The sequence below is a fragment of the Streptomyces sp. NPDC005574 genome (assembly GCF_040605435.1).
Taxonomy (GTDB): Bacteria; Actinomycetota; Actinomycetes; order Streptomycetales; family Streptomycetaceae; genus Streptomyces.
Window position 1 is genome coordinate 1 of record NZ_JBEXCW010000130.1, and the last position, 16588, is coordinate 16588.

A 16588-nucleotide genomic window follows, 5' to 3' on the forward strand; every position below is an offset into this window, starting at 1 on the left:
GGCCGGCGTCCCCGTCACCGCCGTCCGCTTCCAGGGCATCATCCACGACTTCGTCATGCTCAACGCCCTGCGCGAGACCCACGCCGCCCAAGCCGCCATCACCCTCGCCGTCACCACCCTGCGCACCGCCCTCCACACCGGCTGACATCCCCCGGGACCACGCTGCGGGTGCGGGTGCGGGTGCGGGTGCGGGGGTGGGCGGTGGGCGGGCCGGCCGGCGGTCGGGCGTCCGATTCACCGATAACCCGAGGGTTGCCGCGGGTCCGCTCGGGTACGCGTGGGGGACCGCGCCCCGGGCGATCAAGCCCACGTGGTCCGTACGACCGCCGCTACCAGGGAATCTGCCATGGAGACACCCGCGTACGACAACACCGCCACCCCGGCCCAGCAGGCGCTGGACGCGCTGACGGTGAACACCGACGACACAGCGGCGCTGGACGCGCTCGCGAGCAGTGACGTGCTTGTGCCGGTACCCGACGACGCGAACCAGGAGGAGACCGCCGACCCCACGGCGGTGGCGCTGCCCGTGCTCGAACAGGAGGACGGCGACCCGGTGGTTCCGGTGTTCACCTCGGAACCGGCGATGGCCGAACTGCTGCCGTTCGTGTCGCGCTACCGCCTGGTGCCGCTGGGCGCGCTCGCCGCGCAGTGGCCCGCCGAGGAGCTGTCGCTGTCCATCGACGGCGGTTCCCGGCATCCGCTGACGCTCACCTCCGAGGGCGTGCGCACCCTGCTGGCCCGCCCCTAGGGCCGGGACCGATCGCGAAGGGCCCGGCCGCTCCCTCACCGAAGGGGAGCGGCCGGGCCCTGGCGTGTACGGGGGCGATCCCGCGTCTGGCGCCGAATCAGCCGCGAGGGGGCGGGGTCGCGCCGAGCATCCGGGCCAGCACCTCCCGCTGGACGGGGAGCACCTCGGCGTGCAGGGCGCGTCCCTTGCGGGTGAGCGCCACCCACACACCGCGCCGGTCCTCCACGCACACCGAGCGCTCCACGAGTCCGTCCTTCTCCAGCCGCCCGATGAGGCGCGACAGGGCGCTCTGGCTGAGGTGGATCCGGCCGGCCAGGTTCTGCACCCGGCACTGGTCGCCCTCGGCGGGCGACTCGGTGGCGAGCAGGTCGAGCACCTCGAAGTCGCTGCCGCCCAGACCGTGCGGGTGCAGGACGCGGTCGATCTCGCACAGGGTCCGCGCGTGCACCGACAGGATGTCCCGCCAGCGTTCTTCCAGCCCGGTGTCGGCTGTCTTGACTGCCATACCCGCACGGTAACACCGTTCGGGCTAGTTGTTGAGCGTGCAACTAGTGAGCGTGCACGTAATTCCGCTCTCAGGCGGCCGGGTCCTGCGTGAGTCCGACGAGGTTGCCGTCCGCGTCCTTCACGAACGCGATCAGCTTGCCGCCACCGACGTCCTGGACGTCGTGCAGCGTCTCCGCACCGGCGGCCAGCAGCGCCGCGAGGGTGCCCCGCAGGTCGGCCACGTGCCAGTAGGGGACCGGCCCGGTCATGCCCTTCGCGTGTCCGTTGGGGTCGAGGCCGATCTCCTGCTCCGCCGCCCGGAAACCGACGTAGTACGGCTCGTCGACGTACGGCGCCACCCCCAGCAGGGCGCTGAACAGGGCCTTCGCCGCGTCGAGGTCCTTGACGGGGTAGATGATCGTCTTGAGGCCGTCGGTCATGTCGTACTCCTGGTCATTGCGCGGACCGACGAGAGGTGTCGGTGTCGACCGGCGGATCTCGCCGGTGGTTCCACGCTAGGGCGCGGGGGCACGGAGTGGCTTCTCGAATCCTGACCGGTCCCGGCGGGTCCGGCCGACGACTCCCGGGCGGACCCCACCGTCTACGTCGACTCCCGGCGCACCAGTTCGGTCGGCAGGATCACGGCCGCCGGCTCCTCGCCGCCGATCTGGGCCAGCAGCACCCGGACCATCTCCGCGCTGATGCGGTCCCACGGCTGCCGGATCGTGGTGAGGGCCGGGCGGGCCGAGAGCGCGGCGGGCGAGTCGTCGAACCCGCCGACCGCCACGTCCTCGGGTACCCGCCGCCCCGCCCGTTCGAGTGCCGTCAGCACCCCCTGCGCCATCAGGTCGGAGGCGACGAACACGGCGTCCATGTCGGGTGCCTGGGCGAGCAGCCGTTCGGCCCCGGACTCGCCGCTGGCCCGGCTGTAGTCGCCGGAGACCACGAGCCGGTCGTCGACGCCGGCGCCCGCCTCGGTGAGGACCTCGCGGTAGCCGGCGAGGCGCTCGACTCCGCCCGGGGTGTCCAGCGGTCCGGTGACCACGCCGATCCGACGGCGGCCCAGTGACAGCAGGTGGCGCACCATGTCCCGGGCGCCGTCCCGGTCGTCCGCCGCCACATAGCTCACCTTCGAGCCGAGACCGATCGGCTTGCCGCAGGCGACCAGCGGGACGCCCGCCGCGCGCAGCTCCTCGGCCACCGGGTCCCCGGAGTGGCTGGAGACCAGCAGTACGCCGTCCACGTGGCCGGCCGTGATGTACCGCGTGATCCGCCGCCGTTCGTCCTCGGTGCCGGCCAGCATCAGCAGGAGCGGTACGTCGTGGGCGGCCAGGGCCTGGGTGCAGCCCCGCAGCAGGACGTTGAAGTTGGGGTCCTCGAAGAACCGCTCCTGCGGCTCGGTGAGCAGGAAGCCGACCGAGTCGGACCGCCCGGTGATCAGCGAGCGGGCGTGCCGGTTGACGACGTAGCCGGTCTTGCGGATGGCCGCGTTCACCGCCTCCAGGGCGGCCGGGCTGACGTAGTGCCCGCCGTTGAGGACGCGCGAGACGGTGCCGCGAGACACGCCCGCCACCCGCGCCACGTCGTGAATCGTCGGCGGTCTGCGCCGGCCCCCCGGATTGTTCATGGTCACGACTTTACGACTCCGGGCGGCGGGGCGAGGGTCATGGGCGGGGGGAGGCGCGAGGGCGGGGCGCGCGCGGCGCGTCCGGTGGTGCGCCCGCCGCGAGCGGACCGGTCGGCCCCTGGCCGGGGACCGGCGCTCGGCCCGGTGCCGCCGCGTCCCAGTCGCGTCGGCCGACGCCTCGCCCGCACAGGTGGGGCGGGTCTCCGGCCGTTGTGCGGAGGCGACTCGAACGCTCTTCCCTCGCATGGCAGTTCGGTTATCGGACAAAAGGTGCGGAGTCGCGGACATGCCGTCCCGGTCTGCGGGAGAGTGGACGGACGCGGTCGGGGAGGCTCGGACGGAGGGGACGAGATGCTGAGGACTTCCGTCAGTGCGAGACGGCTGGACATCCTGGAATGGCTGAAGGACCCGGTCGCGCACTTCCCGCCGCAGCGGCACGGTGACCCCGTCGAGGACGGGGTCACCGCGGACGCCGTCGCCCGCAGACTCGGCGTGCCCCGCCCGGTCGCGGCCACCCACCTCGGTCTGCTCGTGGACGTCGGCCTGCTGCGCACCAGGACGATCCGGCGGCGCACCTACTACCGTCGTGACGAGGTCCGCATAGCCGAGGTGGCCCGCATGTTCGAGAAGGGCTGGTGAGGCGAGAGCCGGCGAGCCAACTGCCGGTGGCCGCAAGGCCGGTGGCGTGGCGTCCGGCCGCCGGAGGCTGATTGAATGCGGGCGCGCCGGGACCCGCCGGTGAGGTCCGGTGTGCCGCGACGGCCGCCGCATCCCGGTGGGGTGGCCGCCGCCAGGGGGTACGCACCCGCGAGGCCCTTCGGGCGACAGGGAAGGACACACGCGCATGGAACGTCCCACGGCTCTCGTCCCACGGCACTACATCGCGATCGGCGGCCGCGGCCCCGAGGACGTGGTCGCCGACGACCGGGGCCGGGTGATCACCGGCGTGGAGGACGGCCGCATCCTGCGCATCGACGGTCTGACCGACCCGGCGGCCACCCGCGTCGACGTGCTCGCCGACACCGGGGGCAGACCCCTGGGCCTCGAACTGCTGCCGGACGGCGACCTGTTGGTGTGCGACGCCGAACGCGGCCTGCTGCGCGTCGACCTGGCCGACGGCTTGGTCCGGGTCCTCGCCGACTCGGTGGCGGGGGAGTCGCTGAGGTTCTGCAGCAACGTGGTCGCCCTCTCCGACGGCAGCGTCTGCTTCACCGTCTCCAGCCGCCGCTACCCCCTGGAGCAGTGGATCGGCGACCTCGTCGAAGACACCGCGACCGGACGGCTGTTGCGCCTCGCGCCCGGCGCCGACACCCCCGAAGTGCTGCTGGAGGGGCTCCGGTTCGCCAACGGCGTCGCGGCGAGCGGCGACGAGTCCTTCCTCGTCGTCGCCGAGACCGGCGCGTACCGGCTGACCCGCTACTGGCTCACCGGGCCGAAGGCCGGGCGGGGCGAGCCGTTCGCCGAGAACCTCCCCGGCATGCCCGACAACCTGTGGCGCGGTGGCCCCGACGGGCTGATCCGGGTCGCCCTCGCGGGCCCCCGGGTGCCCCCGCTCGACCTGCTGCGGCGGGGGACACCGGCGGTCCGCCGTACCGCCGCCCGCGTCGCGGTGCGCGCCCCCTTCCGCCCCACCGGGACGATCGGGGTGATGGCGTTCGACGACCAGGGGGCGGTCGTCCAGTACCTCGCCCGCCGCCGCTCGGGTTTCCGTATGGTCACCGCCGTCTGCGAGGCCGCCGGGCACCTGGTGCTGGGGAGCCTGTGGGAGCGGGGCGTGGCGGTGTGCGAGGCGCCCGCCCCGAGATGACCCGGGCGCGGGCCCGGCGTCGGCCTTTCGCCCGGAGGCGATCATCCTCGCGCTCCGACATCGCGGGCTTCGGCGCCGTAGGCCGTCCGGTCCACCGGCCGCCGGGGGAGCGGGAGCGGCACTCCCGGCGAAACGGACACGAAGGGCGACGCGAAGGGTAAGAGGTCGTTGTGAACCGGCCACTGGTGGTCGCCGGGGCGACGGTCGGCGCCCCGCCGCGCCACCTCACCGACCGTGCGATGCGGGCCCGGCACGACTCGGTCTTCCCCTGGGGGCCTTCGCGGTCCACCTCGCAGGCTGCCTCGTCCTGGCCCGCCGACCGGCGCGGTGGCCGTCGGTGCCGCGGACTCCCGTCTCCAGCTCCTTCCGGGGAACCGGTCTGTGCGGCGCCCCGACGACGTGCTCCACGCTCTCCTGCGAGACACTGCGGCTGACCGGGACGGGGGGCGGGCCTCTACGCTGCTGCCAACGTCGTCGGCATCGTCGTGGCGGGTCTCGACCCCGGCCCAGGCCGGGGTGCCGCTCGACCGGGCCCTGTGGTCGCAGGGTGCTGTGCGGGGGCCGTACAGGATCTTCGCGGCCTCGCGGAGATCCGTCTGACGCCCCCGGGCGACCGGGCACCCCGCACGCGTAGTTCAGACTTTCTACAGCACAGTCGACAGTCGGCCCACTCCTCAGAACTGGATCCCATGAGCGTCATCAACGTCGGTCAGGCCGCGATTCTCGGAGCCGTCGAGGGGGTGACCGAGTTCCTGCCCGTCTCCTCCACCGGCCATCTGAAGATCACCGAGGGGCTGATGAACATCCCCGTCGACAACGACGCGGTCGTGGGATTCTCGGCCGTCATCCAGGTCGGCGCGATCGCCGCCGTGCTCGTGTACTTCTTCAAGGACATCGTGCGGATCGTCACCGCCTGGGGCCGCGGCCTGCGGAACAAGGAGGAGCGCTACCACCACGACTACAAGTTCGCCTGGTGGGTCATCTACGCGACGATCCCGATCGTGATCGTCGGCCTGGCCGCCAAGCCGCTGATCGAAGGACCGCTGGCCTCCCTGTGGGTGGTCGCCGGCTCGCTGATCGCCGGCAGCGCCGTGATGTGGGCGGCCGACCAGATGGGCCGGCACAAGCGCGGGGAGGACGACACCACGTTCAAGGACGCGATGCTGGTCGGCAGTTCGCAGATCCTCGCCCTGCTCTTCCCCGGCTTCTCGCGCTCCGGCGCCACCATGTCCACGGGCCTGATCCTCGACCTGAACCGGGTCGCCGCGACCCGTCTGTCCTTCTTCCTCGGCATCCCCGCGCTTACCGGCGCCGGGCTGTACGAGCTGAAGGACGCCCTGGGCACCGGCGTCGGCGCCGCCCCCCTCCTGGTCGGCACCGCCGTCTCGTTCTTGGTCGCCTACGGCTCCATCGCCTGGCTGCTGAAGTACGTCGCCAAGCACTCCTTCAACGCGTTCGTGATCTACCGGATCGTGGTCGGCCTCGCCCTCTTCGGGCTGCTCGCCGGGGGCGTGCTCGACAGCTGAGCGAACCCGTCTCACGGGGTGTGCGGCCTGCTTTCAGGCCGCACACCCCGTGAATCCTTTCTTTCACCCGCCTTGACAGTGCGCTCCCGCCGCCCGCAGGATCACTTCCGTGAACCTGTCAGACAGCCAGACAGGTGGTGCGGTCCCGCGGCGCGTCAGCGCCATGGAAGCGGTGCTGGCCCACCTCCGCGGCGCCATCGAACGCGGCGCGTACGCCATCGGCGACAAGCTCCCCTCCGAGGCGGAGCTGTGCCGCACCCTCGAGGTCTCCCGCCCCGTCCTGCGCGAGGCCCTGCGCGCCCTGCAGACCATGGGGCTGACGGTCTCCAAGACCGGCAAGGGCACCTTCGTGGTCGCGAGCACCGTCGAGGACCCCACCTTCGGCGACTATGCGGCCAGCGACCTGCTGGAGGTGCGCCGTCACATCGAGATCCCGGTCGCGGGCTACGCGGCGCTGCGCCGCACCCCCGAGAACCTGGACCACCTCGCCCACCTCCTGGACCGCATGGAACAGGAGACGGACACCACCGCGTGGGTCGCGATGGACTCGCTCTTCCACCTCGCCGTGGCCGAGGCCGCCCAGAACCCGGTCTTCCGCCGGGTCATCGAGGAGATCCGCGACGCGCTGGCCCGCCAGTCCGCCTTCCTCAACGAACTCGGCGGCCGCCGCGAGCAGTCCAACCGCGAGCACCGGGCGATCGTCGAGGCACTGCTCGACGGCAGCGAGCACGACGCCGTCGAGGCCATGACCCATCACCTCGACCGCGTCGAGACCACCCTCACCGACATCGTGCGCAACCCCCTGCGCGCGGACACCCCCATGGAAGGCGGACCCGAGGCGTGAGCGAGCAGCACCTCCAGCAGGAGACCCGCACACCGGCCGCGCACGTCGACGCCGGGGACGAGGGCTACAGCAAGTCCCTGAAGTCCCGGCACGTCAACATGATCGCCATCGGCGGCGCGATCGGCACGGGCCTCTTCCTCGGCGCCGGCGGCCGGCTCGCCGACGCGGGCCCGTCCCTGTTCATCGCCTACGCGGTCTGCGGGGTCTTCGCCTTCCTCGTGGTGCGGGCCCTGGGCGAACTCGTCCTGTACCGGCCGTCCTCCGGAGCCTTCGTGTCGTACGCGAGGGAGTTCCTCGGGGAGAAAGGCGCCTACACCGCGGGCTGGATGTACTTCCTGAACTGGGCCACCACCGGGATCGCCGACATCACCGCGGTGGCGACCTACACCCACTACTGGGGCATGTTCTCCGACGTCCCGCAGTGGGTGATCGCGCTGATCGCCCTGGCCGTGGTCCTCACGGTGAACCTGATCTCGGTGAAGATCTTCGGCGAACTGGAGTTCTGGTTCGCCATCGTCAAGGTCAGCGCCCTGGTGATCTTCATGTGCATCGGCATCTTCCTGCTCGTCACGCGGCACCCCGTGGACGGCGCCACCCCCGGCCCCTCCCTGATCACCGACAACGGCGGCATCTTCCCCAGCGGTCTGCTGCCCATGCTGCTGATCATCCAGGGCGTCGTGTTCGCCTACGCCTCCGTCGAACTGGTCGGTGTGGCAGCCGGCGAGACCGAGAACCCCGAGAAGATCATGCCGAAGGCGATCAACTCGATCATGTGGCGCGTCGGCCTGTTCTACGTCGGCTCGGTGGTCCTGCTGTCGATGCTGCTGCCCTGGGACAAGTACTCCGCCGGTGAGAGCCCCTTCGTCACCGTGCTGTCCAAGGTGGGCATCCCGGCGGCCGGCGGTGTCATGAACCTCGTGGTCCTCACCGCGGCCATGTCCTCGCTCAACTCGGGTCTCTACTCCACCGGCCGCATCCTGCGCTCCATGGCCATGTCCGGCTCCGCCCCGAGGTTCACCGGCGTGATGAGCCGCAGCCAGGTCCCCTACGGCGGCATCCTGCTCACCAGCGGCATCTGCGTGCTCGGCGTCGGCCTCAACTTCGTCGTGCCCGCCGACGCGTTCGAGATCGTGCTGAACTTCGCCGCGATCGGCATCCTCTCCACCTGGGGCATGATCATGCTCTGCCACCTGCTCTTCTGGCGGAGGACCCAGCGGGGCGAACTCGTCCGCCCCGGCTACCGCCTGCCGGGTTCCCCCTGGACCGAACTCGTGACGCTGGCCTTCCTCGCCACCGTCCTGGTCCTCATGTACGCCGACGGCGGCGCCGGACGCACCACGGTGCTGTGCCTGCCGCTGATCGTCGCCGCCCTGGTCGCCGGATGGTTCGCCGTCCGCGCCCGGGCCGCCCGCACCCCGACCACCGGAGCGGACGCGTGACCCGCGCACCCGCCCACGACCACCAGGCAGTGATGTACACCAGCTCCGTCGCGGACCCACCCGTCGTCCGTGAACCCCTCCACGCCCCCGTCGCCCACCTGATACGCGGCGGGATGACCGAGGGCATCCACTACGGCTCCGTCGTCGTCCTCGGCGCCGGCGGCGAGGTCCGGCTCCAGATCGGCGACATCGAGGCCGCCTGCTACCCGCGCTCGGCGCTCAAGCCCGTCCAGGCCGTGGCCATGGTCCGGGCGGGACTGCCCCTCGACGGTGAGCTGCTCTCCCTCGCCGCCGCCAGCCACTCCGGCGAGGAACGCCACCTCGCCGGCGCCCGGCGCATCCTGGAGCTCGCCGGCCTCACCGAGGACGCCCTGCGCAACACCCCCGACCTGCCGTTCGGGCCGGCCGTCCGCGAAGCCTGGCTGCGCGAGGGCCGGCCGGCGTCCCGGCTCGCCCAGAACTGCTCCGGCAAGCACGCCGCCATGCTGTACGTCAGCCGGCTCAACGGCTGGTCCCTCGACGACTACCTCGACCCCCGCCACCCGCTCCAGCAGGCGATCGCCGAGATCGCGGAGGACCTCAGCGGACAGCGCGTCGCCCAGGTGAGCGTCGACGGCTGCGGCGCGCCCCTGTTCGCCGTCTCCCTGCACGGCCTCGCCCGGGCGGCCGCGCGGATCACCACCGCCGCCCCCGGCACCCCCGAGGCACGGGTGGCGGACGCGATGCGCGCCCACCCCGAGATGGCCTCCGGCGCCGGCCGGGACGTGGCCGCGCTGATGCGGGCCGTGCCCGGACTGCTCACCAAGGACGGCTTCGAGGGCGTACAGGTGGCCGCGCTGCCGGACGGCCGGGCCGTCGCCGTGAAGATCGCCGACGGCGCGGACCGGGCCCGTGTCCCGGTCACCGCGGCGGCGCTCGCCCGGGCCGGCGTCGATCCCGCCGCCCTCACCGCGTTCGCCGGTGAGCCGTTGTTCGGTGGCGGCAGGCCCGTCGGCAGCGTCCGCCCGGCCCGCGCGCTGGACCCGCTCACCTGAGGCGTCGCTCAGCGTCGCCGCGACGCCGCGGCGACCCGCCGGCAGGCCCTCACCGCTCACCCGTACTCCTCGTCCGAGAGAAGGCCAGCACCCCCATGACCGCCGCAGCCACCCGCAGCGAGCACGACCTGCTCGGCGACCGCGACGTCCCCGTCGGGGCGTACTGGGGCATCCACACCCTGCGCGCCACGGAGAACTTCCCCATCACCGGGACCCCCATCTCCGCCTACCCGCATCTCATCGACGCCCTGGCAGCCGTCAAGGAGGCCGCCGCCCTCGCCAACGAGGAACTGGGCCTGCTCACACCCGAGAAGGCCGCCGCCGTCGTCGCGGCCTGCCGCGAGATCCGCGCGGGCGCCCTGCACGAGCAGTTCGTCGTCGACGTCGTCCAGGGCGGCGCCGGCACCTCCACCAACATGAACGCCAACGAGGTCATCGCCAACCGCGCGCTGGAGCTGCTGGGACACGGCAAGGGCGACTACGCGCGGCTGCACCCCAACGAGGACGTCAACCTCGGCCAGTCCACGAACGACGTCTACCCGACCGCCGTCAAGGTCGCGACCGTCTTCGCCGTGCGGGGGCTGCTGCAGGCCATGGCCGTGCTCCAGGACGCCTTCGCCCGCAAGGCCGTCGAGTTCCACGACGTCCTGAAGATGGGCCGCACCCAGCTCCAGGACGCGGTGCCGATGACCCTCGGCCAGGAGTTCTCCGCGTACGCCGTCATGCTCGACGAGGACCGCCTGCGGCTCGCCGAGGCCGTCGAGCTGATCCACGAGATCAACCTCGGTGCCACCGCCATCGGAACCGGCCTCAACGCCCCCGCCGGATACGCCGAGTCGGCCCGCCGCCACCTCGCCGAGATCACGGGGCTGCCGCTGGTCACGGCGGCCAACCTGGTCGAAGCCACCCAGGACTGCGGGGCGTTCGTGCAGGTGTCCGGCGTGCTGAAGCGGATCGCGGTCAAACTCTCCAAGAGCTGCAACGACCTGCGACTGCTGTCGTCCGGCCCGCGCGCGGGCCTCGGTGAGATCAACCTGCCGCCGGTGCAGGCCGGTTCGTCCATCATGCCCGGCAAGGTCAACCCGGTGATCCCCGAGGTCGTCAACCAGGTCGCCTTCGAGGTGATCGGCAACGACGTCACCATCACCATGGCCGCCGAGGCCGGACAGCTCCAGCTGAACGCCTTCGAGCCGATCATCCTGCACTCCCTGTCGGAGAGCATCACCCATCTGCGCGCCGCCTGCCTGACCCTCGCCGAGCGCTGCGTCGACGGGATCACCGCCAACACCGAGGTGCTGCGCCGGACGGTGGAGAACTCCATCGGCCTGGTCACCGCGCTCAACCCGCACATCGGCTACACGGCCGCCACCGACATCGCCAAGGAGGCCCTCGCCACCGGCCGGGGCGTGGCCGAACTCGTGCTGGAGAAGGGCCTGTTGCCGGCCGAGACGCTGGCCGCGCTGCTGCGGCCGGAGATCCTCGCGGGCAGCGGGCCCGCCGCCATGGTCTGACCGCGGGGCGCACCAGGACCGACCCGGAGGCACAATGGTGATCATGACCTCGTCCATGACCTTCCAGCCGGTCCTGGAACGCATCGCCGGTGAGATCGAGCGGACCCCCGGCCGAGGCCGGCCCGCCGACTACATCCCGGCGCTCGCGGCCTGCGATCCGCGCCGTTTCGGCATGGCCGTCGCCGAGCTGGACGGCACGGTGTACGGCGTGGGGGACTGGCGCGAGCCGTTCTCCACGCAGTCCCTCACGAAGGTCTTCACCCTCGCGCTCGACCTGGCCCGTGAGGGCGACGAACTCTGGGAGCACGTGGGCCGCGAGCCCTCCGGCAACCCCTTCAACTCCCTGGTCCAGCTGGAGTACGAGAGCGGCATCCCGCGCAACCCGTTCATCAACGCGGGCGCGCTGGTGGTCACCGACCGACTGCACAGCCGGACCGGGGACGCGGCGGGCGAACTGCTGACGTTCCTGCGCACGGAGAGCGGCAACCCGGCGCTGGACTTCGACAAGGAGGTCGCCGCCTCCGAGGCCGCGCACGGCGACCGCAACGCCGCCCTGGGCCACTTCATGGCCGCCTACGGCAACATCGACAACCCGGTGCCGGTGCTCCTGGACCAGTACTTCCGCCAGTGCTCCGTCGCCGCCTCCTGCGCGGACCTCGCCCTGGCGACCACCTTCCTCGCCCGGCACGGCATCCGCGCCGACGGCAGCCGGCTGCTCACCCGCAGCCAGGCCAAGCAGGTCAACGCGGTGATGCTGACCTGCGGGACGTACGACGCGGCGGGCGACTTCGCCTACCGGGTGGGGTTGCCCGGCAAGAGCGGGGTCGGCGGCGGCATCATCGCGGTCGTCCCGGGCCGCTGCACACTCTGCGTGTGGGGGCCCGGCCTGGACGAGCGCGGCAACTCGGTCGCCGGCGTCGCGGCCCTGGACCGCTTCACGACCCTGACGGGCGTGTCGGTGTTCTGAGTGCCGAGTGCCGAGTGCCGAGTGCCGAGTGCCGAGTGCCGAGTGCCGAGCTCTGCGTTCTGCGTTCTGAGTTCTGAACGACGGACGCGGACTCGGCCTCGGTGCTCAGCCGAGGAACTCGTCGAGGATCGGCAGCAGCAGTGACGTCCGGCGCATGAGGGCCATGTGCGTGGTGTCCGGCAGGACCGCCAGCCGGGCCCGCGGGATCAGCTCCCGCATCTCGGCGGCGTGCTCAAGCCGCACGAAGTCGGTGTCCCCGACGACCAGCAGGGTGGGCGCCTGGATGCCGCGCAGGTCGTCGGCGGTCCACGGCAGCGGGGAGTGCGCCGCGGCCGTGCACTTGGCGAGGAGCTTCTCGAACTGCTCGGGATGCGGCGCGGCGGCCGCGTAGGCGTCGGCCATCTCCTGGAAGTCGGCCCGGCCGGGCAGCCGGGGCGAGCTGTGATCGGGCGCGATGACCTCGGCGTGGTAGCCGTCCTGGGTGTACTGCGTGGCCGCCAGGACCAGGCGCCCGACGCGCTCGGGGTGGCGCACCGCGATCTCCAGGGCGGTGAGTCCGCCGAGGCTGAAGCCGACGAGGTCGGCCTGTGCGATGCCGAGTCGGTCCAGCAGGGTGACCACGTCGGAGGCGAGGCCGGGTACCGTCATCGCGCGGTCGGTGTCGGCGGTGTGGCCGTGGCCCTGGAGTTCGGGGGCCACGACGTACCGGCCGGCGGACAGCGCGGGCAGCACCGCCCCGAACGTGAGGCCGGCGGTCAGCACACCGCCGTGCAGCAGCACCAGCGGCCGGCCGCCGGCACGGGCGGTGCCGTGGACCTCGTAGTACCTCTTCAGACCGTCGACGTCGGCGTACCCGGAGCTGCTCGGCATGGTCATCACGTCCGTTTCGTGGATTGCGGATATCCGGGAGACCCCCGTGCGGCCACGAACTCATCGGTTCCGCGCGGAGCACGCACCGGACATCCGCCGGTCCCCGCGCGGAGAGTTGCTCGTCGGCCTCCGGCCACCCGGCGTTGCCACGCTTCCCGAGTGTTGGCCACGGCTTTCCCCGTCGATCTCCGCCGCTGCCAGGTGCTCGGGCTGGCCGGCACCGCCTTCCTCGCCGCGGGCGGTGAGGCCGCGGGCGCCCTGCCGGTGCGGGAACTCCTCGCGCCCGCCTCCGCGCGCGCCGCGCTCGGCCTGGTCGGCGTGTACTTCGGGGTCGTCCTGCTGATAGCGGCCTGGGCGCTGCTGGGACGGCTGGTCCGCGGACCGGAGCCGCCCACCCCGCGCGCCCTGCTGCTGGTCCTCGCCGTGTGGGCCGCGCCGCTGCTGCTGGCGCCCCCGCTGTTCAGCCGTGACGTCTACAGTTACCTCGCCCAGGGCGCCATGGTCGACGCCCACATGGACGTCTACGCGCACGGTCCGGCACGGCTCGGCGGTCCGCTCGCCGACGAGGTCGCCCCGGCATGGCGGAACACCGGCGCCCCCTACGGTCCGGTGTTCCTCGCGGTCGCCTCCGCGCTGTCCGGTCTCACCCGCGGCCAACTGCCCGCGGGCCTCTTCGGCATGCGCCTGGTCGCACTGCTCGGGGTGGCCCTGATGGCGGCCGCGCTGCCCCGGCTGGCCCGCCACAGCGGCGCCGACCCGGCCGCCGCGCTGTGGCTCGGCGCCCTCAACCCGCTCGTGCTGCTCCACCTGGTCGCGGGCGCCCACAACGACGCCGTCATGCTCGGCCTGCTCGGCCTCGGCCTGGTCGCGGCGCTCGGCCGGTGGCCGGTCCTGGGCGCCGTCCTGGTCACCCTCGCCGCCCTGGTCAAGGCACCCGCCGTCCTCGGGCTGGCCGCGGTCGTCGTCCTGCGGACGCGCACCGGTCGCGGTCCGGCGAAGGCCGTCCTGACGACCGGGCTCGCGGCGGCGGCCACCACGGTCGCCGCGACCGCCGTCGCCGGCACGGGCTACGGCTGGATCGGCGCGCTCGACACCCCCGTGTCCCCGCACAACTGGGCCCTCACGAGTCTCCTCGGCCGCGCCACCGGGGCCCTGCTGGAGCGGCTCGGCAGCGACCTGGCACCGCTGGCCGTCCCGGTCTGGCACGCCCTCGGCATGGTGGCCGTCGTCGTCGCCGTGGCCGTCATATGGCTGCGACTGCGCCCGCGTCCCCTGTACGCGCTGGGTCTGAGCCTGGCCGCGGTGGCGGCGTTCGGCCCGGCGATCCGCCCCTGGTACGCGCTGTGGGGACTGTTCCTGATCGCCGCCGCGGCCCCCAGCACCTCGGTACGGCACCGGGTCGCGGCCGTGACGGGCGTGCTCGCGCTGGCCGTCCTGCCCGGCGGCGGCGCCGCGGACGCCGGACAACTGGTCCTGGCCGTCTCCGGCGGGGTCCTCGCGGTGGTCGTGCTGTGGCAGGCCCACCTGAGCGCACGGGCACCTGCACCGGGACGTACCGCATGAGGCTCCCGCCCACCGGACGCGGCCGGCTGCTGCTGTCGGCGGTCCTGGTCACCGCCGTCACCGCGTTCACGGCGACCGTGCCGCTGCTGCGCGACTGGTTCGACCTGCGTGTCTACCACGGCACCGTCGACACCTGGGTCCACCACGGCGGCCACATCTACGACTACCGGGTGCCGGGTACGGCGTACCGCTTCACGTATCCGCCGTTCGCGGCCGTGAGCATGCTGCCGATGGCGCTGCTCGGGCTGCGCGCGGCGATCGTGGTGACGCTGGCGCTGAACCTCGCCGCGCTGGCCGCGGTGCTGCGCCTCCTCACCGGGCGGGCCTGGCGGCGCCACGGCTGGTACGGCTGCGTACTGGGCGCCTGCGCGCTCGCGCTGTTCGAGCCGCTGCGCGACACCTTCAGCTTCGGCCAGGTGAACCTGCTGCTCCTGGCCCTGGTGCTGGCCGACGGACGGCTGCTGACGTCCGACCGGGCGCGCTGGGCGGGCGCCGGGATCGGCCTGGCCGCCGCGATCAAGCTGACACCGGCGCTGTTCATCGTCCTGCTGCTGCTCGGCGGACGCCGGCGGGCCGCCGCGCTCGCGACGGCCGTCGCCGCCGCGGCCACGGCTCTCGCCGCCTGCGTGGCGCCGGACGCCTCGCGTTTCTTCTGGACGGAGGCGATATGGGACACGACCCGCGTCGGCCGCCTCGACTACGTCTCCAACCAGTCCCTCCAGGGTGTGCTGGCCCGGCTGGGCGCGGAGGGCCGGCCGGTGTGGGCGGTGGTGGTCCTGCTCGTCCTGTGCGTGTGGGCGGTGCGGGCGCGGCGCGCCGTGGTCGCGGGGGACTGGCCGGGCGCCTTCGCCCTCACCGGACTGGCCGCCTGCCTGGTCAGTCCGATCACCTGGGTGCACCACCTCGTGTGGCTCCTGCCGTCGTTCGCGGTGCTGGTCCGCGCCGGGTATCCGCGGATCGCGGCCGGCCTGTACGCGGTCCTGTGCACCAGCGTGGTGTGGCTCTGGTTCGACGACGCGTCCGGCCTCGACGGGTTCCTCGGCGGCAACACCTACGCCTGGATCACCCTGGGCCTGCTGCTGTGGCTGCCGGCCGGTCAGCTCCGGGCCGGGCGCCCCAGCGCGAACCGCAGGGCCAGCGCCACGGCGCCCGCGCCCAGGCCCGCGGCGGCCGCGATCACCCCCGTCTCGGGCCAGCCGGGCCCCGCGGGGGTGTCCTCCTGCGGGGAGACGACGGCAGCCACGGGCAGCCGGGCCGACGCCGGCCTCACCCGCAGCGCGTCCAGTGACCCCACCGGATCGACCCGCCCGGCCGCGCCGAAACCCCAGTCGAGCAGCGCCCGCGCCTCCTCGTACACGGTGAACCCGCCGCCGGCCTGAGGGTTCATCACGGTGACCACCAGGGTGCGCCCGCCGCGGCGGGCGGCGGCCACCAGGGTGTTGCCGGCGTTGCTGGTGTAGCCGTTCTTGACGCCGATCAGGCCGGGATAGCGCTGCACCCCGTCGGCGCCGGTCAGCAGCCGGTTGGTGTTGCGGATGCCGTACAGCCGGTCGCCGTTGCCCGGGAACATGGCCTCGGCCGTGGCGCAGTACCGCGCGAAGTCCGGGTCGCGCAGCCCGGCCCGCCCGAACACGGCGAGGTCGTACGCCGACGACACCTGGCCGGGCGTGTCGTACCCGTCGGGTGACCGCACGTTCGTGTCGCGGGCCCCCAGCGCGCGGGCCTTGGCCTGCATGCGGGCGGCGGCGCCCTGCCAGCCGCCGGTGAGCGCGGCCAGCACGTGCACGGCGTCGTTGCCCGAGTTGAGGAAGACCCCGCGCCACAGGTCGGCGATCTCGTAGGTGTGGCCCTCGGCCACCCCGACGAGGCTGCTGCCGGGGCCGATGCCCGCCAGCTCGGCCGCGGTCACCTGGTGCCGGATGCCGCCGGGGAGCGAGGGCAGCACGGTCAGGGCGAACAGAGTCTTGAGGGTGCTGGCGGGGGGCAGTCTGCGGTGCGCGTCGTGCGCGGCGAGCACCTCGCCCGTGGAGGCGTCGGCCACCAGCCAGGACAGCGCGGACACGGCCGGGACGCGGGGCGCTCCGGCCTGGGCGCGAACGGTGGTACCGCGAGGGTCGTCGAGGCCGGTGGGAACGTACACGCCCGGGTGGAGAAGGATCACAGCCG

Annotated in this window: 15 protein-coding genes and 3 pseudogenes; 13 read left to right on the forward strand and 5 right to left on the reverse strand. The window is 73.0% G+C overall.

Annotation, left to right across the window (positions count from 1 at the left end):
* Together ABZT03_RS39375 and ABZT03_RS39380 are read left to right on the forward strand one after the other, a co-directional pair.
* Nucleotides 1-145: pseudogene (locus ABZT03_RS39375) on the forward strand (esterase); the annotation flags it as partial.
* Between the two features lie 201 nt (nucleotides 146-346).
* Nucleotides 347-748: an SseB family protein gene (locus tag ABZT03_RS39380; protein WP_356048361.1), complete on the forward strand. Its 402-nt coding sequence runs from the start codon at nucleotides 347-349 to the stop codon at nucleotides 746-748.
* Between the two features lie 97 nt (nucleotides 749-845).
* Here the strand turns inward: ABZT03_RS39380 and ABZT03_RS39385 are convergent, their stop codons facing one another.
* From ABZT03_RS39385 to ABZT03_RS39395, 3 genes are all read right to left on the reverse strand, one after another.
* Entirely contained in the window at nucleotides 846-1253 is a 408-nt protein-coding gene (locus tag ABZT03_RS39385; RefSeq protein WP_356048362.1) for a MarR family transcriptional regulator, read from the reverse strand.
* Between the two features lie 70 nt (nucleotides 1254-1323).
* Nucleotides 1324-1674 carry a VOC family protein gene (locus ABZT03_RS39390; RefSeq protein ID WP_356048364.1) on the reverse strand — a complete coding sequence of 117 codons (351 nt, stop codon included), beginning with the start codon at nucleotides 1672-1674 and terminating at the stop codon, nucleotides 1324-1326.
* Between the two features lie 161 nt (nucleotides 1675-1835).
* The gene (locus ABZT03_RS39395; protein WP_356048365.1) at nucleotides 1836-2867 is read right to left on the reverse strand and encodes a LacI family DNA-binding transcriptional regulator; all 1032 of its coding nucleotides are present in this window, start codon (nucleotides 2865-2867) and stop codon (nucleotides 1836-1838) included.
* 345 nt (nucleotides 2868-3212) lie between these two features.
* Between ABZT03_RS39395 and ABZT03_RS39400 the strand changes: the two genes are divergently transcribed.
* The 9 genes and pseudogenes from ABZT03_RS39400 to ABZT03_RS39440 all read left to right on the forward strand — a co-directional run bounded on the left by ABZT03_RS39400 (nucleotide 3213) and on the right by ABZT03_RS39440 (nucleotide 11989).
* On the forward strand, nucleotides 3213-3500 hold the full coding sequence (locus ABZT03_RS39400; RefSeq protein ID WP_356048367.1) for a helix-turn-helix domain-containing protein: 288 nt from the start codon (nucleotides 3213-3215) through the stop codon (nucleotides 3498-3500).
* A 205-nt stretch (nucleotides 3501-3705) separates the two neighbouring features.
* Nucleotides 3706-4668 (forward strand): SMP-30/gluconolactonase/LRE family protein, encoded by a 963-nt coding sequence (locus tag ABZT03_RS39405; RefSeq protein ID WP_356048369.1) that lies wholly within the window; start codon nucleotides 3706-3708, stop codon nucleotides 4666-4668.
* A 170-nt stretch (nucleotides 4669-4838) separates the two neighbouring features.
* A pseudogene (locus ABZT03_RS39410) lies at nucleotides 4839-5268 on the forward strand (CrcB family protein).
* 89 nt (nucleotides 5269-5357) lie between these two features.
* Complete coding sequence (locus ABZT03_RS39415; RefSeq protein ID WP_356048371.1) at nucleotides 5358-6194, forward strand: undecaprenyl-diphosphate phosphatase; 837 nt, start codon at nucleotides 5358-5360, stop codon at nucleotides 6192-6194.
* 163 nt (nucleotides 6195-6357) lie between these two features.
* Complete coding sequence (locus ABZT03_RS39420) at nucleotides 6358-7038, forward strand: FadR/GntR family transcriptional regulator (protein WP_356048385.1); 681 nt, start codon at nucleotides 6358-6360, stop codon at nucleotides 7036-7038.
* Nucleotides 7035-8477 (forward strand): amino acid permease, encoded by a 1443-nt coding sequence (locus ABZT03_RS39425; protein WP_356048373.1) that lies wholly within the window; start codon nucleotides 7035-7037, stop codon nucleotides 8475-8477. Before ABZT03_RS39420 ends, ABZT03_RS39425 begins: the two co-directional genes overlap by 4 nt.
* Before the next feature lie 32 nt (nucleotides 8478-8509).
* Nucleotides 8510-9511: an asparaginase gene (locus tag ABZT03_RS39430; RefSeq protein ID WP_356048386.1), complete on the forward strand. Its 1002-nt coding sequence runs from the start codon at nucleotides 8510-8512 to the stop codon at nucleotides 9509-9511.
* A gap of 95 nt (nucleotides 9512-9606) precedes the next feature.
* A complete protein-coding gene (gene aspA / locus ABZT03_RS39435; protein WP_356048375.1) occupies nucleotides 9607-11022 on the forward strand; it encodes an aspartate ammonia-lyase in 1416 nt (471 codons plus the stop codon).
* Nucleotides 11023-11056: 34 nt separating this feature from the next.
* Nucleotides 11057-11989 carry a glutaminase gene (locus ABZT03_RS39440; RefSeq protein ID WP_356048377.1) on the forward strand — a complete coding sequence of 311 codons (933 nt, stop codon included), beginning with the start codon at nucleotides 11057-11059 and terminating at the stop codon, nucleotides 11987-11989.
* A 105-nt stretch (nucleotides 11990-12094) separates the two neighbouring features.
* On the opposite strand, the gene ABZT03_RS39445 is transcribed toward ABZT03_RS39440, so the two are convergent.
* Nucleotides 12095-12859: an alpha/beta hydrolase gene (locus ABZT03_RS39445; RefSeq protein ID WP_356048379.1), complete on the reverse strand. Its 765-nt coding sequence runs from the start codon at nucleotides 12857-12859 to the stop codon at nucleotides 12095-12097.
* A gap of 159 nt (nucleotides 12860-13018) precedes the next feature.
* Here ABZT03_RS39445 and mptB point away from each other — a divergent pair, with 159 nt between their 5' ends.
* Both mptB and ABZT03_RS39455 read left to right on the forward strand, forming a co-directional pair.
* Complete coding sequence (gene mptB, locus ABZT03_RS39450) at nucleotides 13019-14422, forward strand: polyprenol phosphomannose-dependent alpha 1,6 mannosyltransferase MptB (protein WP_356048381.1); 1404 nt, start codon at nucleotides 13019-13021, stop codon at nucleotides 14420-14422.
* Complete coding sequence (locus tag ABZT03_RS39455; protein ID WP_356048383.1) at nucleotides 14419-15801, forward strand: glycosyltransferase 87 family protein; 1383 nt, start codon at nucleotides 14419-14421, stop codon at nucleotides 15799-15801. The genes mptB and ABZT03_RS39455 overlap by 4 nt, the downstream gene beginning before the upstream one ends.
* A gap of 59 nt (nucleotides 15802-15860) precedes the next feature.
* Here the strand turns inward: ABZT03_RS39455 and ABZT03_RS39460 are convergent.
* Nucleotides 15861-16583: pseudogene (locus ABZT03_RS39460) on the reverse strand (serine hydrolase); the annotation flags it as partial.
* Between the last annotated feature and the right edge of the window lie 5 nt (nucleotides 16584-16588).